Below are 22,215 nucleotides of genomic sequence, written 5' to 3'. Positions count from 1 at the left end.
GCAGCAGCAGGGGCTGCCGTTCGTTCTGTACCAGCTGCCAACAGAGGGAGAGGTTAACAGCAGATAGAATAATACAGATAATACAAGATCAGCATGAGGTAGTTATGAATCACTTCATTACATTTGTAAGACTCATAATTACAGGTTAAGAGAGAGGCAGTGTGAGAATGGATATTGAAATGATTGTTATGAAGCTTGTAGTCTGCGGAGGGAACGCCAGAAGCACTGCGATTGAAGCGCTGCGTTCGGCAAAAAACGGTGATTTTAAACATGCGGACCAGTTGATGGAAGATGCAGAAAAGACGATTCAGGAAGCACATGAGGTCCAGACAGAAATGATCCAGAATGAGTTAAACGGCAAAAAGGCAGAAGTCGGGCTATTAATGGTTCATGCCCAGGATCATCTGATGAATGCCATGACGGTCATGGACCTGTGCAAGGAAATGATTGATATTTTAAGAATAAAATAATTCATTTATAGAAAGGAAGGCAGTTATGAGAAACATTATTTTGTTTTGTGCGGCAGGAATGTCCACCAGCCTCTTGGTTCATAAGATGAAAGAGGCGGCAGAAAAAGAAAATTATGAGTGTAAGATCAATGCCTATGCACTTGCAAGCACCAAGGACAAGGGAAAGGATGCGGATATCATCCTGCTGGGGCCACAGGTTCGTTTCAGCAAGGCGAAAGTAGAAAAGGACTGTCCAGGTAAGATCATTGAATGCATTGATATGCAGGTATATGGCACTATGAACGGTGCAAAGGTCATAGCTCAGGTCAAAAAGGCTTTGGGCGATTGAATTTGAGCACACAATAAGGGGGAAATAAAGATGGATAAATTGATGAACTGGCTGCAAGACACGATTATACCGCCCTTGTCAAGATTGGGGAATCAAAGACATTTGGTAGCGGTACGTAATGGTTTAACCTTAACGTTACCGGCAATCATAAGCGGAAGTATTTTTCTTATCATAGGAAATATTCCAATTGAAAGCTGGACTAATTTTTTAGCACCTTATGAAGACATGATTAATGCTGCTGTCGGTGTCTCATTTGGCATTATTTCACTTTTAGCAGCGATCGGAATCGGTTATGAGTTAAGTAAAAGTTACGACCTTGATGCTATTTCCGGTGCGGGCCTGTCGGTAATGGCTTTTATTACCACTCAGCTTTCAGACGGCTTTGTCATTGATCCTGCAGGTTTTGATTCTACGGGTCTATTTACAGCAATCATTGCGGGTATTGTTACGACTGAAATTTATCATTTCTGCATTAAAAAGAATTGGGTATTTAAGCTGCCTGAGGGTGTGCCGCCAGCAGTAAGTAATTCCTTTGTTTCTTTGATTCCGGCAATGCTGATTTTAGTTCTGTTCTGGACCATTCGTGTTCCGCTGCATTTTAATATTACTGAATTTATTCAAAGTATCTTTTCGCCGTTACTTCATGCATTAAATAGTTTACCTGGTATTTTGCTCTACACATTTTTAGTAAGCTTATTGTGGTGTGCAGGAATCCATGGAGATATGACATTAGAAGGTGTTGCAGATCCCATATTTTTAGCCTTTGTTGCTGCAAATGCTTCTGCATATGCCAAAGGAGAAGCGCTTCCTTATATCACTGCTTCTGGATTTTCCAGCCTGTTTGTCAATGTAGGCGGAACAGGAGCCACATTAACCTTAGTTCTTCTCATGATTTTTTCAAAATCAAAAACCTATAAGGAATTGGGAAAGGTGGCACTGCCAGGTTCGATTTTTGAAATAAATGAGCCGGTAATCTTCGGATTTCCAATTATCATGAACCCATTGATGATGATTCCGTTCATATTGATTCCGTTAGTATTGGCTGCCAGCAGTTATTTTCTTATGTCCATTGGATTGGTTGGCAGACCGATGATGATGGTTCCCTGGACAATGCCTCCGATTATTGGACCTTTAATGGCTACTGGCTGGGATATAAGAGCCGCAATCTGGTCCGGACTTGAAATTGTCATTGCTATTGTCATCTACATGCCATTTTTCAAGATTGCTGAAAAACAAATGTTGGAGAATGAAATACAAGCACTTGAAACAACGGATACTGAAGTTGATGGAGCTGCAGAAAATTGATCATGGAGGAATTTGCTATGTCAAAAAAAATTAAAGTTGTAACAATTGGCGGAGGATCCAGCTATACACCAGAATTGGTTGAGGGTTTTATTAAAAGATATGATGAATTTCCAGTCAGTGAATTGTGGCTGGTGGATATCGAAGAAGGCAGGCATAAGTTAGAGATTGTGGGAGAGATGGCTAAGCGGATGGTAGAAGCAGCAGGAATTGACTGCAAGGTTTACTTAACACTGGACCGGAGGGAAGCTTTAAAAGATGCGGATTTTGTTACCACACAGCTGCGGGTTGGATTATTAGATGCACGAATTCTGGATGAACGTATCCCTTTAAGCCATGGATTGATCGGTCAGGAAACCAATGGGGCTGGAGGAATCTTTAAGGCCTTAAGAACCATTCCGGTAATATTGGATATTGTAGAGGAAATGAAAGAGCTATGTCCGGAAGCTTGGTTAATTAACTTTACAAATCCTTCCGGTATGGTTACGGAAGCTGTTTTAAGATATGGCAATTGGAACAAGGTCGTTGGTTTATGCAATATTCCAATTAATGCGGTTTATGAAGAAGCTGCAATACTTGATGAAATGCCATCAGACTTATTCTTCCAGTTTGCAGGCATTAACCATCTGCACTGGCACACGGTGGTTGATAAAAATGGAATCGACAGAACGGATGAACTTATTAAAAAAATGTATGGAAGTGGAGAAACAAATTCAATTGTTGCAAATATTAAGGATAATCGTTTGATTTTTGAACAAGTTGAAAATCTTCATATGGTTCCATGCCCGTATCATAATTATTATTACTATACGGATAAAATGTTGGCTGAGGAATTAGAAGACTTTAAAAACAATGGAACCCGTGCGGAAAAGGTCAAGAAAATTGAAGCCGAATTATATGAATTATACAAGGATCCCAATTTGAATTATAAACCGAAACAGTTAGAAGAACGCGGCGGAGCCAGATATAGTGATGCGGCTTGTGAGACGATCACCTCAATCTACAATGATAAAAGAACAACCATGACCGTTAGTACCCGTAATAACGGTACGATAAAAGATCTTCCTGATGACTGCGCGGTTGAAGTGACCTGTACATTAACAGGGAAAGGGCCGGTTCCTTATAATTTCGGAAGCTTTAAACCTCAGGAAAGAGGATTGCTGCAATTAATGAAAGCTATGGAGGAATTAACCATTGAAGCTGCTGTTACAGGAGATAGAGGAACCTTATTACAGGCCTTTATGATGAATCCACTGATTACCAGCGGGGACGTAGCGAAACAGGTAATGGAGGAATTACTGGAAGCACATAAAAAACATCTTCCTAATTTCTTTCAATAGGCCACTGTAAATTTTGTTTGATGAAAGGAGATAAATTTTCTTGAATAAAAAAACAAACAAAATCATGGTTATTATATCTCTCATGGGGTTATTGATTTTGACAGGCTGTACTTCCAACCAAAACGGCGGTCAGTTAAAGAAAGAGAGCGAAAGAAGCGGTTCTTTGAAAGACTCAGAAAAGAAAGAGATAGCGATGGAGTTAGTTTCCAGCGCAGAAAATTCATCGTTGGATTGGAAAGCTCAATACAGCTATATTGAAGATATTGAAGATGGGAGAGGTTATACAGCCGGAATCATCGGGTTTTGTTCCGGAACGGGAGATATGCTGCAATTAGTAAAAGGCTATACAGAAACAAAGTCAGAGAATCTGCTGGCTAAATACATAGAAGCTCTTGAAAAAGTGAATGGTACGGATTCTCATGAAGGCTTAGGGGAAGCTTTTGAAAATGACTGGAAGGCTGCCGGCGAAGATGCAGAATTTCAGGAAGCGCAGAACAAAATCAGAGATGATATGTATTTTAATCCGGCAGTTGACCAGGCGGTCAAAGATGGATTGTCCATTTTGGGTCAGTTCATTTACTATGATGCAATCGTAATGCACGGCCCTGGTGACGGATCTGTTCCATATGAAGAAAGTTTTCCAGGCATAAGAGAAGCAGCAATAAATAAAGCGAAGTATCCGGCAGATGGAGGAAATGAAGCGGATTATCTTACGGCTTTCCTTGATGAAAGAGATAAGGTTATGAAACTTGAAAGTGCTCATGAAGACTTAAGCAGAACAATTGCCCAAAGGAAATTCTTAAAGGAAGAGAATGATTCCTTACAAAAACCTCTTGAGTGGGAAATGTATGGAGATCCCTTTAAGATTGATCAATGATAGAGCAATTAAGGTAAAAAGACAGCAATTCCAGGAGGCCCCTGGAATTGCTGTCTTGTCTATGTTACACCTCTATCATCATCCGTATAATTTCCTTGTTGGTTTCTCTCATTCCTTCTCTCCCCAGTCTTCCAACATTTCTAAGGGTAGCCTCCACGCCTTTGGTGACGATACCGTCGCCGTCAAAGAACTGCTGTCCCTGCATGTACATATTGTAACCTAGGATTCCGGCTTCTATGGAAGAGGCGATTTTTGCCGCGCAGGAAGATTTTGCCCCATCGCATACGATACCGGAGACAATGGCGAGCGCATTGACTATGGTATGGATGACTTCCTCATAGCCCCCTCCGCAGAGATAGGCAATTCCAGCTCCGGCCCCGGCTCCTGCATTGACGGCTCCGCAATAGGCGGATAATCTGCCGATGGGAGTTTTCTGGTGAATAGCGGCCAGATTGGATAAGGCTAAGGCCCGGTACAATTTCTCTTCGCTGACCTTTAAGGCCTTTGCATATACGATAACAGGTACGGAAACGGTGATCCCCTGATTTCCGCTTCCGGAATTGATAACCACCGGCAGTCCGCAGCCATTCATTCTGGCATCAGAACCTGCAGCCGCCATGGCCTTTGCCTTAACGGATAAGTCATCTCCGGAATTTTTAAGAAGTACCTTGCCGATATTGGCTCCATAGCTTTCCTTAATCCCCTCTTCGGCAATGGCCCAGTTGTAACGGATCTGGCGGTCCAGGACCTCCTGTATGTCAGAGATGTCCACGGAATTGATAAAGTCCCAGATATCCTCCATATTGAGTAAATTCCGTTCGGTCAGCGTTTCTTCTTCTAATGCCGTTTCCTTTTTCTTTTGTATGGTCCCATCCTTTTCAATGAGGACGATGTTGGTGTGGTAGCCCGCAATGCGTACCCTGCTATAGGATGATCCCTTATACAGAGTGACCAGGATGTCAAAATTAATCCCCTGATCCAGGTGTTCTACCGTGATCTCTCGTTCTTTCATAAATTCTCTCATTTGTATTATCTGCTCCGGTGAGACCTCTGCTATGACCTCCAGCTCTCTTTCCGGATTCCCTGCCACAATCCCTGCCGCCACTGCCGCAGGAATGCCCTTTAAATGGCCTGTGTTGGGAACGATCACTGATTTCACGTTCTTAATAATGCTTCCACTGGCTGCCACCACCACTTTATCAGGCATTTGCCCCAGAGCTTTTCTGGCTGCTGCTGCGGCATAAGCCAGGGCGATTGGTTCGGTACAGCCCATGGCGGGAAGCAGTTCTTCCTTCAGTATCTGCACATAGGCGCGGTATTTCGTACATTCCCTTTCCATATGAACATTAATTCCTTTCTGAAAGTATCATTGATTTTCTGTAAACAGCCTGTCAATAATCATTGATTTCTTATTAGTTATAATGTACCATATAAAAGTGTAGATGTAAAATTTAATGTTTTTAAGATAACGTTTAATATTTTTAAATTGAAAAGGAAGGGGATTTTAAGATGGAGCTTCGGGAAATAAAGACATTTTTAGAGGTGGCAAACCGGAAAAGCTTTTGCAGGGCGGCTGAAAAGTTGGGCTATTCCCAGGCTGCTGTCACCGTACAGATCAAACAGCTGGAACGGGAATTAAATGTTCATTTGTTTGACCGGATCGGGAAGCAGACGACCCTGACTCATGAGGGGGAAACCTTTTATGAATATGCGGCTGATGTGGTAAAGAACTTAACCCATGTAAAAAATATTTTATCCGTATCCTCGGAACTTACGGGAAGGCTGGTGATCGGAACCATAGAGTCCATCTGTTCGACCTTGTTTCCGCCTCTCATTAAAGAGTTCCACCGCCTTTATCCCTTAGTCAACGTAAGCATTGTTGTGGACTCTCCTGATGCGCTTCTTACCATGATGAACCATAACACCATTGATCTGGTGTATTTCCTTGATAAGCGCATGTATGATTCAAAATGGGTGAAAGTGATGGAAGAGCCTGAAAACATTATTTTTGCTGCTTCAAAGAACCATCCCTTTGGAATGGAAACAGGTCTTACCATTGATCAGGTCATTTCACAGCCAATGATCCTTACGGAAAAGGATGCCAGTTACCGGCTTATGCTGGAACAGTACCTTGCTGCTTATGGAAAAAAGGTTCATCCCTTTCTGGAGATCGGCAATACGGAATTCATCATCAAGCTTCTCCGCAGCAACGCAGGGATCTCTTTTCTTCCGGAATTCACCATTTGCAGGGATATTGAGGAAGGAACCTTAATGCCTCTTAACATGAAGGATTTTCACTTGCACTCCTGGAGACAGATGGTTTATCACAGGGATAAATGGATCAGCAGAGAGATGAAGGCATTTATTGAACTGGTTCAAAGGATGGAGCAGGAGTGCAAAGGGGCAGCCCCTTTGCACATTCCAAAAGAATAATTGTACAGACTCTTTTCATGTGCTATACTGAACAGGAAAATATATGAAATAATAGCACGGAGGTTTAAGACATGGAAGCGTTAAAAATCGGAATCATGGGAACAGGTAGGATCGCATCGGTACTGGCAAATACAATGCTTCAGATGCCGCAGGTAATTCTGTTGGGAGCAGCCTCCAGGAGCCTGGAAAAAGCGGAAGAATTTGCGGCACGTTTTTCCATTGAAAGGGCTTACGGCTCTTATGAGGAGCTTGCGAAAGACCCGGATATTCAGCTGATCTACATTGCAACACCTCATTCTGAGCATTGCAGCAATGCGAAGCTATGCCTGGAAAACGGAAAGCATGTTCTCTGCGAAAAGGCTTTTGCCGCCAACTATGCTCAGGCCAAGGAGATGATCGATCTGGCGGAGGAAAAAAATCTTATGATAACGGAAGCTATGTGGGTGCGTTACATGCCTATGGCAAAAACCCTGAAAGAGGTTTTAAATTCAGGCGTTATCGGAGAGCCTATGACCCTTACGGGAAATCTCTGTTATCTGGTTTCTGACAAACCGCGCCTTATAAAACCGGAGCTTGCAGGGGGAGCACTTCTTGATGTAGGAGTGTACACGCTTAATTTCGCTTCCATTGTTTTTGGTGATGAGATTACAGATATCCAGTCCAGTGTGATTAAGACAGACAGCGGAGTAGACGCCCAGAACAGCATAACCCTATGCTATCCTGGAGGAAAGATGGCAATCTTAAACAGTTCCCTGCGGGTGCTCTCTGACCGTATGGGAGTCATATACGGAACCAAAGGATATCTTGTAGTTGAGAATGTCAATAATTTTGAGTCCATCCGGGTTTATGATGCCAATAGAGAGCTGATTGAAACTCACATCAGGCCGGAACAGATATCAGGATATGAATACCAGATCGAAGCCAGTGGGGAAGCCATCAGAAATGGCTGGACAGAGTGTCCCCAGATGCCTCATAAGGCAACCCTGGACGTAATGAAGGTCATGGATGAGCTAAGAAGACAGTGGGGAATCCGCTACCCGTTTGAGGCATAATAAGAGGAAGGTTAATGTTTACTAGAAAAGATTTGATGAAGCTGCTGGCCCCTTTGATCGTGGAACAGATATTGATCGTTCTGGTAGGAATGGTGAATGTCATGATGGCGGCAGCAGTGGGAGAGGCATCTGTTTCAGGCGTTTCTCTGGTGGAATCCATCAACATTCTGGTCATTCAGATGCTGTCGGCACTAGCTACCGGAGGAGCTGTCATTTCGTCCCAGTATCTTGGGAAAAAGCAGTCAGAGAATGCCTGCAAGGCAGCGGGGCAGCTCATTGGAGTCACGACCGTACTGTCAGTGCTTGTTACCCTTATTGCACTGGCAGGCAGGGGAGGCCTTTTAAAGGCTATTTTCGGCAGTGTGGATGAGTCAGTCATGAGCGCCGCAGTGGTTTATTTCTGGATTACGGCCCTGTCCTATCCCTTTGTGGCAGTCTATAATTCCTGTGCGGCCTTATTCCGCTCCATGGGTAACTCCAAGGCTTCCATGGCAGTTTCCCTTGTGATAAATACCGTGAATGTTGGGGCAAATGCAGTCTGTGTATACGGCCTTCATATGGGAGTGACCGGCCTGGCATGGCCTACCCTGTTTTGCCGGGTGGCAGCTGCGGTAGTGATGCTTTTCATGATTCAAAGTCCCGGCAATGTTGTGAGGATCAACCGTCTGGAGGATCTTAAGCCAGACATTCCGATGATTAAGAAGATACTGTCCATTGGTATCCCAAACGGTCTGGAAAATGGCATGTTCCAGTTTGGAAAGCTTGCGCTGCAAAGCCTGGTATCTTCCCTGGGAACGGCGGCGATTGCCAGCTATGCAGTGGCTTCCAATCTGGTGACCCTGCTGTACCTGCCCGGCAATGCCATAGGCTTAGGGCTGATCACCATTGTTGGACAATGTGTGGGAGCGGGAGAGAAAAAGGAGGCAAAGCGCTATACCAGGCTTTTGGTTGGTGCTAATTACGGAATCCTTCTTTTGTTGTGTGCGGTCATGGTCATATTTTCTGACCAGCTTGCTTCTGTCTACAACCTTTCGGGGGAGGCTGCAAAAATATCCGTCCGGATGGTGGTGGTCCACAGCTATGCGATGATCGTATGGCCTTTGGCCTTTACCATTCCTTATGCCCTGAGAGCTTCCATGGATGCCAAATTTACCATGGTGGTGTCCATATTCTCCATGTGGCTGTTTAGGATCGCATTTGCTTATTTCTTCGTCCGTGTGATGAATGCAGGCGTCATGGGTGTATGGTATGGGATGTTTATTGACTGGATTTTCCGCGCGGTTTTATTTAGCTGGAGATTCCGGGGAATTGAAAAAAGAGCGGTGTCTGTTTCTTAAACAGCACTGCTCTTTTCTTCGTTTACCGGACCTCATTCATGCGCCCGTTTGCATCCACATAGGAACCGTCAACAAATTGGCTTACAGCCATAAGACCGAGTAGACCGTCGGATTTCGGGTTAAAATAGTACCAAAAGCCATCGATTTTATGCCAGCCGGTTACCATAATTCCTATCTGGTTTGTGTAAAACCAGCCGCTATGATCAGAGTCATAAACCCAGCCGGTTACCATGGAACCTTCCTCTTTTCCCTGACAGGGATTAAAATAATACCATTTTCATTGATAAAACGCCAGCCGGTCGCCATGTACCCATTATCCATGAAATAATAGGAATGGCCCTGATATTCCGCCCATTTTCCGGCAGGATAGGTGGAATTCCATTGATTAAAAAAACGCCAGCCAACCTCATCCTTTATCCAGGTGCCGGACAGATATATGGATTCCTCCTTTGTGTGAGCAAAGCTGTCAAAGGGGACTGCGGCTGCAAAAAGAAACAGGGAAACAGCAGCGGCTGCTGCTCCATGGAGTATAAAACCGCGGCGGGAAAGATTTTTCATAAAATGTCACCTCCTGAATTAAGGGAATAAGAATCACTGCTTTGATTATAGAGGAAGGTCCTGGAAAAAACAATGCAGGGCTTGAAACTGTAAGATTTTTGTTCGATTTCTGTTGGAATCCGGAAAAATCATCTTGACACAGGAAACACTATTTGTTATATTACATATAGAACAAGTGAAGCAATACTTTTACATATCCGAAAAAAGGAGGAGCTATTATGAACATCAATAAATTTACGCAAAAATCTATGGAAGCCGTCCAGAATTGCGAAAAGCTTGCATATGAATATGGAAATCAGCAGATCGAGCAGGAACATATGCTGTACAGCCTTCTTACCATTGAAGACAGCCTGATTTTGAAACTCATTACCAAGTTGAATATACAAAAAGAGCAGTTCTTAAATGAAACGGCTCAGGCAATAGAAAAACTTCCCAAGGTCAGGGGAGGACAGATTTACGTCAGCAATGATTTAAATAAGGTCTTAATAAATGCCGAGGATGAGGCAAAGGCCATGGGAGATGAATACGTTTCTGTAGAGCATTTATTCTTAGCCATGCTAAAGCAGCCCTCCAAAGCGGTAAAGGAACTGTTTCGGAGTTATGGCATAACCAAGGAAAACTTTTTACAGGCCCTTTCCACAGTAAGAGGAAACCAGCGTGTAGTCAATGACAATCCGGAGGCAACCTACGATACCCTTACCAAATACGGCTATGATATGGTGGAGCGTGCCAGGGACCAGAAACTGGACCCGGTCATCGGCCGGGACAGCGAGATCCGGAATGTGGTGCGGATCCTTTCCAGGAAGACGAAGAACAACCCGGTTTTGATCGGTGAGCCTGGAGTCGGTAAGACTGCTGTAGTGGAAGGTCTGGCTCAAAGGATTGTCAGGGGCGATATACCGGAGGGATTAAAGGACAAAAAGCTATTCGCCCTTGACATGGGAGCATTGCTGGCAGGAGCCAAGTACCGTGGCGAATTTGAGGAACGTTTGAAGGCAGTTCTTGACGAAGTGAAGAAAAGCGACGGCCAGATCATACTGTTCATTGACGAGCTTCATACCATTGTAGGAGCAGGTAAGACAGAAGGTTCCATGGACGCAGGCAATATGTTAAAGCCTATGCTTGCCAGAGGCGAGCTTCACTGCATCGGAGCCACCACCCTTGATGAATACCGTCAGTATATTGAAAAGGATCAGGCTTTGGAACGGAGGTTCCAGCCGGTCATGGTCGACGAACCTACGGTGGAAGATACCATTTCCATATTAAGGGGACTGAAAGAACGGTATGAGGTCTACCATGGGGTAAAGATCACAGACTCTGCCCTGGTATCGGCGGCGGCTTTGTCTGACCGTTATATCAGCGAGCGTTTTCTGCCGGATAAGGCCATTGATTTAGTGGATGAAGCCTGTGCTATGATAAAGACAGAACTGGACTCCATGCCGGCTGAGCTTGATGAGCTTTCCAGGCGTATTATGCAGATGGAGATTGAAGAGGCTGCCTTAAAGAAGGAAACCGACCGTTTAAGCCAGGATCGTCTTGCAGAGCTTCAGAAGGAACTGGCGGAGCTTCATGATGAGTTTGCTTCCCAGAAGGCCCAGTGGGAAAATGAAAAGGCATCCGTAGAACGGTTATCCGCCCTGCGGGAAGAAATTGAGAATATGAACCGGGAGATCCAGACCGCGCAGCAAAAGTATGATTTAAACCGCGCGGCAGAGTTACAATACGGAAAACTGCCCCAGCTCCAGAAGGAACTGGAGGAAGAGGAAGAACGGGTAAGGAATCAGGATATGAGCCTGGTTCATGAGAGCGTGACAGAAGATGAGATTTCCAGAATCGTGTCCAAATGGACGGGAATTCCGGTAGCCAGACTGACGGAAGGGGAAAGGAATAAAACCCTCCACCTTGATAAGGAGCTTCATAAGAGGGTCATCGGCCAGGACGAGGCAGTAATAAAGGTGACCGAAGCCATAATCCGTTCCAAGGCAGGGATCAAGGACCCTACCAAACCCATTGGCTCCTTCCTGTTTTTAGGACCTACGGGCGTTGGAAAGACCGAGCTTGCCAAGGCTTTGGCGCAAGACCTGTTTGACGATGAAAACAACATTGTCAGAATCGATATGAGCGAATACATGGAGAAGCATTCCGTATCCAGACTGATCGGAGCACCTCCAGGATATGTGGGCTACGATGAGGGCGGCCAGCTGACAGAGGCAGTCAGGAGAAAGCCGTATTCCGTAGTGCTATTTGATGAGGTGGAAAAGGCTCACCCTGATGTATTTAACGTACTGCTTCAGGTTCTTGACGATGGACGGATCACAGATTCTTCCGGAAAAACCGTTGACTTTAAAAACACCATCATCATAATGACCTCAAATATCGGTTCCCAGTATCTGTTGACAGGTATTGATGAGACCGGAAGGATCAGGGAAGACGCAAAAGCAATGGTGATGAATGACTTAAGGAACCATTTCCGTCCGGAATTCTTAAACCGTCTTGATGAAATAATCCTGTTCAAGCCTCTTGAAAAGGAAAATATTGCAGGAATCGTTGACCTGCTTCTTGAGGACTTAAACAAACGGATTGAAGATCGGGAATTAAAGATTGAACTGACTGAGCAGGCAAAAGAGTTTGTGGTGGAACAAGGCTATGATCCGGTTTACGGAGCCCGTCCGCTAAAACGGTACCTGCAAAAGCATGTGGAAACTTTAGCGGCCAGGATCATCCTTGGGGATGAGGTCCGGGCAGGAAATGTAATCGTGATTGATGTGTCGGAAGACGGCCAGAGGCTGATTGCTTATCTGGAATAAAAGATAAGACATGATATGTATGTTTTAAGAAGGCGCTGCAAAAGGGATGATCGCTCATCTGTTTTGCAGCGCCGTATTTTTATACCTGCCAAAGAATGTCTCTGTTAATGGTCCGGTAAAACAATTCCTGGATCTCTTTTTCGTCGCTGCTCTGTCCCAGAATCCACATGAGCTTTGTCACTGTGGCTTCCAGAGTCATGTCATAGGCCTCTATAAGGCCCAGCTCCTTTTTGATGGAATGTCCTACCTCGTACACGGACATGTCGCTGCCTTCATTGGTCACCTGGGTGGCCATGACCACGGTTTTTCCAAGGGAGATCCATTTTTTTACGGCCTTATAAAAATCACCGGTATCATAGGAGGGAAGGCCGCCCACTCCGAAGGATTCTATGATCACCGCATCATAATGCTCTGCCAGAAAATCCAGAACATCCGATCCCATGGATGGGATCAGCTTCATCAATGCTACATTAGGATTCAGCTTTTGGAAAAACTGTACCTGCCTGGGGCAGGAAGCCTTGTCATCTACGTAAAACAGAACATGCCCATCCTGAATCGCGGCAATATAAGGAAAATTGATGCTGGAGAACGCATTATAGCTCTTGGTACGCTCTTTTTTCCCTCTGGTGCCTGCAATGACCTTGCCGTCAAATACGACGGTAACGCCATGGGCCTTAGGCTCGCTGGCAAACCGGAGGCTGTCAGATAAATTGGTGCGGGCATCGGTATTCTCCATGTCAATGGGCCTTTGCGCGCCGGTGATGACAATTGGTTTTTCCGAATTCTGGACCAGGTAAGAAAGAGCAGAAGCTGTATAAGCCATGGTATCCGTGCCGTGGCAGATGACAAAGCCATCGTAATCCTTATAATGGGTTTCAAGAGCTTTTGCCATGGTAAGCCAATGGCCTGGCTGCATATTGGTACTGTCTATATTGAGTATCTGCAGGCTGTCTGCCTGACAGAATTCTGACGTTTCCGGAACATAGGAAAGAATTTCGTCAGTGGTGAGAAGAGGTTTTAAACCACTGTCGCTCCGCTTACAGGCTATGGTGCCCCCAGTTCCCAGCATAAGTATTTTTTTCATATACAGGATACCTCCTAAAGGATTTCAATATCTGATTGTAGCACTGATTTCCTCATTCGTACAGGAGAACTTTTGCTTAACAATCCTTTATGCTGATTTTGACTCCAATATCCAGGGGTGAAGCTGTATACAGGCTTGTGGTGACAAGGCCGTCAACTCCAGGGGAAAGGAATTCTTCAGCTAATTCCAATGAAATTTCTTCGGCCCCTGTTCTGAAAGATTCACAACTGGGAAAAACTATGATAGAATAAATGTGTTAACAGAATAGGAGGAGGAAAAAATGTTTAAGATACCTAAAGATCCGGTGATGCTGCTAAGCTATGTCAATACTCAGTTAAGAGATTATTATCCTTCTCTTGAGGAATGCTGCCATAGCCTTGGGATCCAGGAGGATGACCTGACCCTTTCTCTGGCCGCGATTGATTATCATTACAACAGGGAGAGAAATCAGTTTGTATAAAAGGGTCATCGCATCAGCGGTGGCCCTTTTCTGCAATTAAATATCCCGAAGAAAGCAAAGAGGTATGACTCATTGCTCGCATAAAGCGGATCGTGACCGCTTAGACAGGAGGGATTTATTATGGAAACGATTTTTTTACAGGCAGTTGAGATCTGGAACTGGCTGATTGATCATTTGATTTATATCAACCTGATTCTGTCAATTATCATCGTATTTTTCCAGCGTCGTGATCCCAAAGCAGTTTGGACCTGGCTCCTGGCCCTGTATTTTGTTCCCGTATTCGGTATTCTTGTTTATCTGCTTCTGGGCCAGGATATGCGAAAGGGCAAGCTGTTCAGGATTAAGGAAGTGGAAGACCGGGTGCGTTATTCTGCAAAAAACCAGGAAGAATTTTTAAAAAGCCATGATATCAGTCTGATATCGTCTTTGTCCCGTGACTATGAGGACCTGGTGCTGTACAATCTGGAGATTTCCGGATCTGTGCTGACCGTTGACAACACGGTTGAGATTTTTACGGACGGTGAGGAAAAATTTAAAGACTTGAGAATGGAGCTTTCCAATGCGGCCCATTTTATTCATTTGCAGTATTATATTATAAAGGACGATGAAGTGTTTGACTCCATAATTCCCATCCTCATAGAGAGGGCCAGAGCAGGAGTTGAAGTGCGTATTCTCTGCGACGGTATGGGGGGACGTTTCATGCGTAAGGACAAATGGAACCTGCTCAAGGAAAACGGGGTAAAGGTAGGAATCTTTTTCCCGCCCATACTTGGCAGGCTTCAGCTTCGTGTAAACTACAGAAACCACAGAAAGATCGTGGTCATTGACAACAGGATCGGATATGTGGGAGGCTTTAACATCGGCCGGGAATATATTTCAAAGGATACCAGGTTCGGTTATTGGAGAGACACCCATTTAAAGCTGCAGGGAGGGTCTGTGCTAAGCCTTCAGATCCGCTTTGCCCTGGACTGGAATTATGCAGCAGGAGAAAACCTGTTCCGGAATATGAAATATTTTTGTGAAGATGAAGACGGAAGCTGTCTGGATTTCCTTGGTGTGGTTGACATAAATGACGAGAGAAAGCATCTTGGAATCCAGATCATTGCAAGCGGCCCGGATGCAAGGAGCCGCCAGATCCGGGATAATTATATCCGGCTCTTTTCAAAGGCCAGGGATCATATCTACATCCAGACACCTTATTTTGTGCCTGATGATGCTGTGCTTACCGCTTTGCAGGTAGCTGCCCGTTCCGGTGTTGATGTAAGGCTTATGATCCCCTGTAAGCCGGATCACCCCTTTGTTTACTGGGCGTCCTATTCCTATGTAGGGGATTTGATATCTGCCGGGGCCAGGTGCTATACCTATGAAAATGGGTTTCTCCATTCCAAGGGTGTCATGACCGACGGAAAGGTCAGCTCTTATGGCACTGCCAATATGGATATCCGAAGCTTTGAGCTTAACTTTGAAGTAAATGCGGTAATCTACGACGAGGAGACGACCCGCAGGCTGGAAGCTCTGTTCTTAGAGGATCTAAAGGTGTGCAAAGAGATCACAAGAGAGGTGTATGAGGAGAGAAGTCTTTTCATCCGGATCAAGGAACAGGGGAGCAGATTGTTGTCTCCTCTTTTATAGAATTCTTTTACAGAAGAACATAATATCCCTATAACCGGCGCATAATGAAGGGTATGAAGACACTATCACAAATAAACTTAAAACAACTGCCACTTAATTTCTGCAAATGCGGGGTGACAGGCTGGTGCCTGGAGGTTATCTTTACCTCCACGGAATCCATTTTGCGCCAAGACTGGCGGCTTATGGGGCAGACGTCCCTTTTGATGTTTCCTATTTATGGCTGCGGAGCACTATTAGGTCCCATTGGAGATCTTATTGACCAGTGGGTGAATCCCGGTTCAGGATTTACGGCAAAGAAAGCGGATCTTGCTATCCGCCATGGATTTCTTTACATGGTCCTCATTTTTGTGGCGGAATATTTTGCCGGCTCCCTTTTGCGGGGCAGAGGGATGTGCCCGTGGGATTATACGGGGCGAAACTCCAACATAGACGGACTGATCCGTCTGGACTTTGCACCGCTGTGGTTTGCCACAGGACTGTTGTTTGAACAAATTACAAAAAAGAAAGGCGGGTAGTATTGTAATTAAAGTCACCATTTTATATAATAGATGAAATGGAGGGCTAGACCAATGATACGTTTTATTCTTGTAGCAGCAACAGTCATCTTATTTTTGATTTTAAGCATTCCGGTCATTATTTTTGAGTGGCTGACCGGTAAAAGGACCGCCGCCAGCGGGATGTCCAGAGTCTGGCGGTGGTTCAATGGATTTTCCGGATCATTCTTCGTATGGCGGGCGTGAGCATCACGGTCAAGGGAAGGGAGAACATTCCTGATGACCGGGCGGTTTTGTACGTTGGAAATCACAGGAGCTATTTTGATATTCTTGTAGGTTATGTGACGGTTCCCGATCTTATGGGATTTGTGGCAAAAAAAGAAATGGAGAAGATCCCTCTGCTTTCCACCTGGATGAAGTATGTAAATTGTCTGTTTCTAGACAGGAAGAATTTAAAAGAAGGCTTAAAGACCATTCTCACAGGAATCGATCAGGTAAAACGAGGTGTTTCCGTCTGGATCTTCCCGGAAGGTACCAGGAACCGGGAGGAGAGTCCCTTAGACCTGATTCCTTTTAAAGAAGGAAGCCTTAAAATTGCGGAAAAAAGCGGCTGCCCGGTAGTGCCGGTTGCAATTACCGGAACTGCGGAGGTGTTTGAACGGCAATTTCCCCGTATGCTTCCCTCTCAGGTGACGATTGAATTTGGCAAACCCTTTTTTCCAAAGGAGTTGGAGCCGGAGTTTCGGAAATTCCCCGGCGCTTATGTAGAGAATCAGATAAAGGCCATGCTGGAAGCAGAGCTGAAAAGCCAGGGAAAGATTTCTGACAGGGCTTAAGCACACATCAGATAAGACAAAGGAATGATAAGACCCATGAAAACATTGGATTTACAGGAAATCAGAAAACAGCTTGACGGGATTGACCGTGAGATTGTATCGTTATTTGAAAAGCGGATGGCGCTTAGCGGCCAGGTGGCCGAATATAAAATTGAAACAGGTAAGCAGGTTTATGACAGGGATAGGGAGCAGCAGAAGATCGAGGCCGTGACCGGTATGGTGGAAGATGAATTCCATAAACAGGCGGTAAGGGAGCTGTTCACCCAGATGATGACCATCAGCCGCCATTTCCAGTACAAGCTTATGGCGGAACACGGATTGAAGGCGGAATATGATTTCCGACCGGTAAAGAGCCTTCCTGTCAATCAGGCACGTGTGGTGTATCAGGGAGTGGAAGGAGCCTACACCCACGAGGCGGCCCTTAAATATTTTGGAGCCAATGCAGATATATACCATGTGGACTCCTGGGAAGATGCCATGAAAGAGGTGGAGGCAGGAGCGGCGGATTATGCGGTTCTGCCCATTGAGAATTCCTCAGCCGGGGCGGTTACCCATAATTATGACTTACTTATAAAATACCACAATTATATTGTAGCGGAAACCTTCCTTTCCGTAGACCATGCGCTGCTTGGGCTTTCGGAGGCAAAGGAGGGGGACATCCGAACGGTATTTTCCCACCCCCAGGCCCTTATGCAATGCTCTGAATTTCTAAATGCCAACAGGGACTGGAGGCAGATCAGCGTGGAGAATACGGCCGTAGCTGCCAAAAAGATCTTTGAGGATGGCGATACGTCCCAGGCGGCGGTGGCCAGTGAGATTGCAGGGAAAATTTATGGGTTGAAGGTCTTAAAATCTTCCATCAACCATAATAAAAACAACACGACCAGGTTCATCATCCTGTCAAGGGAACCGGTATACCGGGAAGATGCGGCTAAAATAAGCATAAGCTTTGAACTGCCCCATAAGAGCGGTTCTCTTTATAATATGCTGAGCAATTTTATCTATAACGGGGTCAACATGATGATGATCGAGTCCAGGCCCATCCTTGGAAGGAACTGGGAATACCGGTTTTTCATAGATATTGAGGGGAATTTAAGTGATGCCTCCATTCAGAATGCCTTAAAGGGAATCTCTGAAGAGGGGAGCAATATGAGGGTTTTGGGAAATTATTAGAGGCTGTGTGACTTATTATTCAACAGAAGGAAAAAGGTTGAAAGAACAACATCTTTCAACCTTGAATTTGTGAATCTACTGGATATGCCCGCATATCTGCCTGATTCATTTAGGAGGCAAATTATGAAATCCCAGGAATTGATTTTGTACCGTGATTTGAATCATCGTGAACTTTTTGACAAGATTTCCGGGCTTTTGAGCCTGGAAACGGAGGCGATAACAGAAACAATGCCGGATTCCTATGCCTGCGCCGGTCAGCTCACTCAGCTGGCGGCTTCCTATGGCTTTGAGGGGAATCTCTGGCATTGTTTTTTAGCATTCTGCCTGGCAAACAATGAGAATGCCTATAGTACCTCCTGTGAGATCGTAGGCCCCATCGAAGGGACTTTAAATGAACTGGCTGCTCATGATTTCCGGGTCATAAAGGGATTGTTTGATCATGACATCCGAAAACTGGACCGTTTAAATCACGGGGAGGGGATATGGACCGCCCTTTCCGCTTACCAGACGGCAGATGGCAGCAGCAAGATCTATAATAAGAGGATCAGGGACCAGATCGTTGCCCTGGCCGTTGCCTTAGAAGAAGCGGAGGATGAGACTGTTTTTGCTGCTGAGATAACAGAGTTTTACCGCAGATTCGGAGTAGGCAAGTTCGGTCTTAATAAAGCCTTCCGCATCGAGGATGCAATCGGCGAACCCCAGATCCTGCCTATCACCAGCATTGAACATGTCCATTTAGACGACATCATCGGCTACCAGCTCCAAAAGAAGAAGCTGATCGAAAATACGGAGGCTTTCATAAACGGGCGGGCTGCCAATAATGTCCTGCTGTTTGGGGACAGCGGAACCGGAAAATCCTCGAGCATTAAGGCTGTGCTCAATGAATATTATGACAGAGGGCTTCGGATCATCGAGGTCTATAAGCATCAATTCAAATCCCTTTCAAAGGTCCAGGAACAGGTGAAGGATCGGAATTACAAATTTATCATTTACATGGATGACTTATCCTTTGAGGATTCTGAATTGGAGTATAAGTATTTAAAGGCGATCATTGAAGGCGGTCTTGGGAAAAAGCCGGGTAATGTGCTGATCTATGCCACTTCCAACCGCAGGCATCTCATACGTGAAAAATTCAGTGACAAAAGGGAACTGGATGATGACTTACATAATAATGACACCGTCCAGGAAAAGCTGTCCCTGGTGGCCCGCTTTGGCGTGACCATCTACTACGGCTCGCCGGACAGAAGAGAGTTTCAGGAGATCGTAGGGGAACTGGCCGCCCGCAGCGATATAAACATGTCTCTGGAAGAATTGTATGCAAAAGCAAATATTTGGGAACTAAACCACGGAGGCTTATCAGGCAGAACGGCAAGCCAGTTTATTACACACCTTTTGGGAACAACCGAAAAGAAAGACTTGGATATTTAAAAAGCTGCCTGACGAATGGCAGTAAGGAGGAAAGGTATGGCAATACGATTATTTGCCGCCATTGATGTGGGATCGTTTGAACTGGAGCTTGGTATCTATGAGATTTCTGCTAAGACAGGAATCCAGAAGGTGGACCATGTCCGTCATGTCATTGCCCTTGGAAGGGACACCTATAATGATGGAAAGATCAGCTATGAGCTGGTGGAGGAGATGTGTCAGGTCATCAAGGATTTTGCGGGTATCATGCAGTCCTATAAGGTGATCGGGTACCGGGCCTATGCTACCAGCGCCCTGCGGGAAGCGAAAAACAGCCGGATCGTGCTGGATCAGATCAGGGTGAGGACCGGTATTGAAGTGCGGGTCATCAGCAACTCCGAGCAGCGATTTATCAGTTATAAGGCCATCGCCTCAAAGGATGCGGAATTCCATAAGATCATACAAAAAGGTACGGCCATTGTGGATGTGGGCTTTGGAAGCATGCAGGTTTCCCTTTTTGACAGGGATGCCCTGGTTTCCACCCATAACCTAATGTTAGGTGTCTTAAGGATCCGTGAAATGATGGGTACCGTACAAGTCGATAACCAGATGCAGAACACCCTGATCGAAGAAATGGTGGATAATGAACTATATACGTTCCGCAAGGTTTATATAAAGGACAGGGAGATCAAAAATCTGATCGGGATAGGAGAAAGCATCCTTTATCTGTCCCGGGGCAGCCGCGGCGGAAAGCCTGTGGAGCGGGTCACTGCGGAGGAATTCGGGTTTTTTTATGAAAAGATTGTAGGAATGTCCTTAGACCAGATCCAGGAACGGTTTGGAGTTAATTCGGAATACGCATCTCTCCTGGTTCCGGCGGCTATCATCTTTAAACGTGTTCTGGAACTGACCAGGGCGGAGCTTTTTTGGATTCCGGGAATCCGCCTTTGCGACAGCATTGCCGCTGAATTTGCAGAAGAGACAAAGGCGGTGAAATTCAACCATGATTTTTCCGAGGACATTCTTGCTGCCTCCCGCAATATGGCAAAGCGTTATAAATGTCATGGCCCTCATACGGTGAATATGGAAAAATACGTGGTAGATATCTTTGACAGTATGAAGAAATACCACGGAATGGGAAAGAGAGAAAGGCTTCTTTTGCAGATCGCGGCCATCCTTCACGCCTGCGGCAAATTTATCAGCATGAGAAATCCCAGCGAATCCGCCTACCATATCATCATGTCAACAGAGATCATCGGTCTGTCCCATATGGAACGGGAGATCATTGCCAATGCGGTCCGCTACAATGGGGTGGAATTTGATTATAACCGGATCCATTTCAGTGAGGAGGTGTTCCGGAACACAAAGGGAGAATTTCCCCGAGAAGACAGCCTCATACTAGTGGGAAAGCTGACAGCCATTTTAAGGCTTGCCAATTCCCTGGACCGCAGCCACAAGCAGAAGCTGTCAGACACCCATATGAGCGTGAAGAACGGGCAGCTGGTGGTGACCGTTTCTTATGAGGGCGATATCACCCTGGAATCCATGGCATTCCGGCAGAAAGCAGATTTTTTTGAGGAAATATTCGGAATAAGGCCCGTATTAAAACAGAAGAGGAGGTTATCCTGATGACAGGCGCCGATGAAATATACAACAATCCTGAAAATTATGTAAACCGGGAACTGAGCTGGATTGAATTTAATTACCGCGTGCTCAGTGAAGCGAGAGATAAAAGCCTCCCTCTTTTTGAACGGCTGAAGTTTTTAAGCATCACAGCCTCAAACCTGGATGAATTCTATATGGTCCGGGTGGCTTCCTTAAAGGATATGGTCCATGCCAAATATACAAAGCCGGATATTGCAGGCCTAAAACCGCCGGAACAGCTTGAAAAGATCAGCGTGCGGACTCATGAGTTGGTTGCTTTGCAGTATTCTACCTACAACCGTTCCCTTCTGCCTGCATTAAAACAGAATGGACTGCGGGTGGTTCAGAGCCATGAGGACCTAAGCGAAAAAGAGGGAAGCTATGCGGACAGCTATTTTGAAAGGAATGTATATCCGGTTCTCACTCCCATGGCTGTGGATTCCTCCAGGCCATTTCCGCTGGTCCGTAACAAATCCTTAAACATCGCGGCTCTCCTTCAGAAAAAAAGTGGGGAAGAGGAGCTGGAATTTGCCATGGTCCAGGTGCCAAGCGTTCTCCCCAGGATTGTGGAGCTTCCCACCGGGAAAAAGGATGAACGGGCGGTCATTTTGCTGGAACAGATCATTGAACGGAATATCGGAAGCCTGTTTTTAAACTACAACGTCATTACCGCCCATCCTTTCCGCATCATGAGAAATGCGGATCTTACCATTGACGAGGATGAAGCGGAGGACCTTCTTGAGGAGATCCAGAAACAGCTTAAGAAACGGCAGTGGGGCGAGGCCATCCGTCTGGAAGTGGAAGAGAAGATGGATAAACGACTGTTAAAAATACTGAAACGGGAGTTAAGCATCAGCTCCGCCGACATCTTTGAGATCGCAGGTCCTCTGGATCTGACCTTTCTCATGAAGATGTACGGAATGAAAGGCTTTAACCATCTAAAGGCAGTTCCCTATATTCCCCAGCAGGTTCCAAGGCTTATGA

At 45.4% G+C, this 22,215-nt stretch carries 19 protein-coding genes and 2 pseudogenes; 17 read left to right on the top strand and 4 right to left on the bottom strand.

Annotated elements, in window-relative coordinates; translation table 11 throughout:
- The first annotated feature begins 167 nt into the window (after window positions 1–167).
- Genes RT269_RS02885 through RT269_RS02865 form a run of 5 tightly spaced genes read left to right on the top strand, consistent with a single transcriptional unit; the run spans window position 168 to window position 4,317 of the window.
- Window positions 168–470 (top strand): PTS lactose/cellobiose transporter subunit IIA, encoded by a 303-nt coding sequence (locus tag RT269_RS02885; protein ID WP_025231194.1) that lies wholly within the window; start codon window positions 168–170, stop codon window positions 468–470.
- A gap of 25 nt (window positions 471–495) precedes the next feature.
- The gene (locus tag RT269_RS02880) at window positions 496–798 is read left to right on the top strand and encodes a PTS sugar transporter subunit IIB (protein WP_313180488.1); all 303 of its coding nucleotides are present in this window, start codon (window positions 496–498) and stop codon (window positions 796–798) included.
- A 30-nt stretch (window positions 799–828) separates the two neighbouring features.
- Entirely contained in the window at window positions 829–2,103 is a 1,275-nt protein-coding gene (locus RT269_RS02875; protein ID WP_313180487.1) for a PTS sugar transporter subunit IIC, read from the top strand.
- Window positions 2,104–2,120: 17 nt separating this feature from the next.
- Window positions 2,121–3,440, top strand: a complete 1,320-nt coding sequence (locus RT269_RS02870) for a 6-phospho-beta-glucosidase (RefSeq protein ID WP_313180486.1) — start codon at window positions 2,121–2,123, stop codon at window positions 3,438–3,440.
- A gap of 40 nt (window positions 3,441–3,480) precedes the next feature.
- Window positions 3,481–4,317, top strand: a complete 837-nt coding sequence (locus RT269_RS02865) for a chitosanase (RefSeq protein ID WP_313180485.1) — start codon at window positions 3,481–3,483, stop codon at window positions 4,315–4,317.
- 64 nt (window positions 4,318–4,381) lie between these two features.
- Here RT269_RS02865 and RT269_RS02860 read toward each other — a convergent pair whose 3' ends face one another.
- Window positions 4,382–5,656, bottom strand: a complete 1,275-nt coding sequence (locus RT269_RS02860) for an L-cysteine desulfidase family protein (protein ID WP_313180484.1) — start codon at window positions 5,654–5,656, stop codon at window positions 4,382–4,384.
- Between the two features lie 170 nt (window positions 5,657–5,826).
- On the opposite strand from RT269_RS02860, the gene RT269_RS02855 reads away from it, so the two are divergent.
- From RT269_RS02855 to RT269_RS02845, 3 genes are all read left to right on the top strand, one after another.
- Window positions 5,827–6,750, top strand: a complete 924-nt coding sequence (locus RT269_RS02855; RefSeq protein WP_313180483.1) for a LysR family transcriptional regulator — start codon at window positions 5,827–5,829, stop codon at window positions 6,748–6,750.
- A 71-nt stretch (window positions 6,751–6,821) separates the two neighbouring features.
- On the top strand, window positions 6,822–7,802 hold the full coding sequence (locus RT269_RS02850) for a Gfo/Idh/MocA family protein (RefSeq protein ID WP_313180482.1): 981 nt from the start codon (window positions 6,822–6,824) through the stop codon (window positions 7,800–7,802).
- A 14-nt stretch (window positions 7,803–7,816) separates the two neighbouring features.
- On the top strand, window positions 7,817–9,139 hold the full coding sequence (locus tag RT269_RS02845; RefSeq protein WP_313180481.1) for an MATE family efflux transporter: 1,323 nt from the start codon (window positions 7,817–7,819) through the stop codon (window positions 9,137–9,139).
- 22 nt (window positions 9,140–9,161) lie between these two features.
- Here the strand turns inward: RT269_RS02845 and RT269_RS02840 are convergent, their stop codons facing one another.
- Together RT269_RS02840 and RT269_RS02835 are read right to left on the bottom strand one after the other, a co-directional pair.
- Window positions 9,162–9,371: a hypothetical protein gene (locus tag RT269_RS02840; RefSeq protein WP_313180480.1), complete on the bottom strand. Its 210-nt coding sequence runs from the start codon at window positions 9,369–9,371 to the stop codon at window positions 9,162–9,164.
- Window positions 9,365–9,697, bottom strand: a complete 333-nt coding sequence (locus RT269_RS02835; protein ID WP_313180479.1) for a hypothetical protein — start codon at window positions 9,695–9,697, stop codon at window positions 9,365–9,367. The genes RT269_RS02840 and RT269_RS02835 overlap by 7 nt, the downstream gene beginning before the upstream one ends.
- A 218-nt stretch (window positions 9,698–9,915) precedes the next feature.
- On the opposite strand from RT269_RS02835, the gene clpB reads away from it, so the two are divergent.
- Window positions 9,916–12,504, top strand: a complete 2,589-nt coding sequence (gene clpB / locus RT269_RS02830; RefSeq protein ID WP_313180478.1) for an ATP-dependent chaperone ClpB — start codon at window positions 9,916–9,918, stop codon at window positions 12,502–12,504.
- A 79-nt stretch (window positions 12,505–12,583) separates the two neighbouring features.
- Here clpB and RT269_RS02825 read toward each other — a convergent pair whose 3' ends face one another.
- Window positions 12,584–13,588, bottom strand: coding sequence for an asparaginase (locus tag RT269_RS02825; RefSeq protein ID WP_313180477.1), 1,005 nt, complete (start codon window positions 13,586–13,588; stop codon window positions 12,584–12,586).
- Between the two features lie 280 nt (window positions 13,589–13,868).
- Between RT269_RS02825 and RT269_RS02820 the strand changes: the two genes are divergently transcribed.
- The 8 genes and pseudogenes from RT269_RS02820 to RT269_RS02785 all read left to right on the top strand — a co-directional run.
- Window positions 13,869–14,048 carry a DUF4250 domain-containing protein gene (locus RT269_RS02820; protein WP_313180476.1) on the top strand — a complete coding sequence of 60 codons (180 nt, stop codon included), beginning with the start codon at window positions 13,869–13,871 and terminating at the stop codon, window positions 14,046–14,048.
- Between the two features lie 120 nt (window positions 14,049–14,168).
- Complete coding sequence (gene cls, locus RT269_RS02815; protein WP_313180475.1) at window positions 14,169–15,680, top strand: cardiolipin synthase; 1,512 nt, start codon at window positions 14,169–14,171, stop codon at window positions 15,678–15,680.
- A 44-nt stretch (window positions 15,681–15,724) separates the two neighbouring features.
- Window positions 15,725–16,195 carry a putative ABC transporter permease gene (locus tag RT269_RS02810; protein WP_313180474.1) on the top strand — a complete coding sequence of 157 codons (471 nt, stop codon included), beginning with the start codon at window positions 15,725–15,727 and terminating at the stop codon, window positions 16,193–16,195.
- A gap of 54 nt (window positions 16,196–16,249) precedes the next feature.
- Window positions 16,250–17,010 (top strand): annotated as a pseudogene (locus RT269_RS02805) (lysophospholipid acyltransferase family protein).
- A 36-nt stretch (window positions 17,011–17,046) separates the two neighbouring features.
- Complete coding sequence (gene pheA / locus RT269_RS02800) at window positions 17,047–18,183, top strand: prephenate dehydratase (protein WP_313180473.1); 1,137 nt, start codon at window positions 17,047–17,049, stop codon at window positions 18,181–18,183.
- A 123-nt stretch (window positions 18,184–18,306) separates the two neighbouring features.
- Window positions 18,307–19,611 (top strand): ATP-binding protein, encoded by a 1,305-nt coding sequence (locus RT269_RS02795; protein WP_313180472.1) that lies wholly within the window; start codon window positions 18,307–18,309, stop codon window positions 19,609–19,611.
- 36 nt (window positions 19,612–19,647) lie between these two features.
- On the top strand, window positions 19,648–21,216 hold the full coding sequence (locus tag RT269_RS02790) for a Ppx/GppA phosphatase family protein (RefSeq protein WP_313180471.1): 1,569 nt from the start codon (window positions 19,648–19,650) through the stop codon (window positions 21,214–21,216).
- Window positions 21,216–22,215, top strand: a pseudogene (locus tag RT269_RS02785) (RNA degradosome polyphosphate kinase); the annotation flags it as partial. The gene RT269_RS02790 and the pseudogene RT269_RS02785, both read left to right, overlap by 1 nt.

Source organism: Lacrimispora sp. (genome assembly GCF_032078915.1).
In the GTDB taxonomy this organism is placed as follows: Bacteria; Bacillota; Clostridia; order Lachnospirales; family Lachnospiraceae; genus Lacrimispora.
The sequence above is the reverse complement of the archived record's forward strand: the minus strand, read 5'-3'. Positions and strand labels throughout refer to the sequence as shown.

Coding starts and splice junctions, on each gene's coding strand:
- RT269_RS02885 (WP_025231194.1), top strand. CDS start 168: ATGGATATTGAAATGATTGTTATGAAGCTTGTAGTCTGCGGAGGGAAC.
- RT269_RS02860 (WP_313180484.1), bottom strand. CDS start 5,656: ATGGAAAGGGAATGTACGAAATACCGCGCCTATGTGCAGATACTGAAG.
- clpB (WP_313180478.1), top strand. CDS start 9,916: ATGAACATCAATAAATTTACGCAAAAATCTATGGAAGCCGTCCAGAAT.
- RT269_RS02840 (WP_313180480.1), bottom strand. CDS start 9,371: ATGGTAACCGGCTGGGTTTATGACTCTGATCATAGCGGCTGGTTTTAC.
- RT269_RS02855 (WP_313180483.1), top strand. CDS start 5,827: ATGGAGCTTCGGGAAATAAAGACATTTTTAGAGGTGGCAAACCGGAAA.
- RT269_RS02820 (WP_313180476.1), top strand. CDS start 13,869: ATGTTTAAGATACCTAAAGATCCGGTGATGCTGCTAAGCTATGTCAAT.
- RT269_RS02875 (WP_313180487.1), top strand. CDS start 829: ATGGATAAATTGATGAACTGGCTGCAAGACACGATTATACCGCCCTTG.
- RT269_RS02845 (WP_313180481.1), top strand. CDS start 7,817: ATGTTTACTAGAAAAGATTTGATGAAGCTGCTGGCCCCTTTGATCGTG.
- RT269_RS02880 (WP_313180488.1), top strand. CDS start 496: ATGAGAAACATTATTTTGTTTTGTGCGGCAGGAATGTCCACCAGCCTC.
- RT269_RS02795 (WP_313180472.1), top strand. CDS start 18,307: ATGAAATCCCAGGAATTGATTTTGTACCGTGATTTGAATCATCGTGAA.
- RT269_RS02870 (WP_313180486.1), top strand. CDS start 2,121: ATGTCAAAAAAAATTAAAGTTGTAACAATTGGCGGAGGATCCAGCTAT.
- RT269_RS02825 (WP_313180477.1), bottom strand. CDS start 13,588: ATGAAAAAAATACTTATGCTGGGAACTGGGGGCACCATAGCCTGTAAG.
- pheA (WP_313180473.1), top strand. CDS start 17,047: ATGAAAACATTGGATTTACAGGAAATCAGAAAACAGCTTGACGGGATT.
- RT269_RS02810 (WP_313180474.1), top strand. CDS start 15,725: ATGAAGGGTATGAAGACACTATCACAAATAAACTTAAAACAACTGCCA.
- cls (WP_313180475.1), top strand. CDS start 14,169: ATGGAAACGATTTTTTTACAGGCAGTTGAGATCTGGAACTGGCTGATT.
- RT269_RS02790 (WP_313180471.1), top strand. CDS start 19,648: ATGGCAATACGATTATTTGCCGCCATTGATGTGGGATCGTTTGAACTG.
- RT269_RS02835 (WP_313180479.1), bottom strand. CDS start 9,697: ATGAAAAATCTTTCCCGCCGCGGTTTTATACTCCATGGAGCAGCAGCC.
- RT269_RS02850 (WP_313180482.1), top strand. CDS start 6,822: ATGGAAGCGTTAAAAATCGGAATCATGGGAACAGGTAGGATCGCATCG.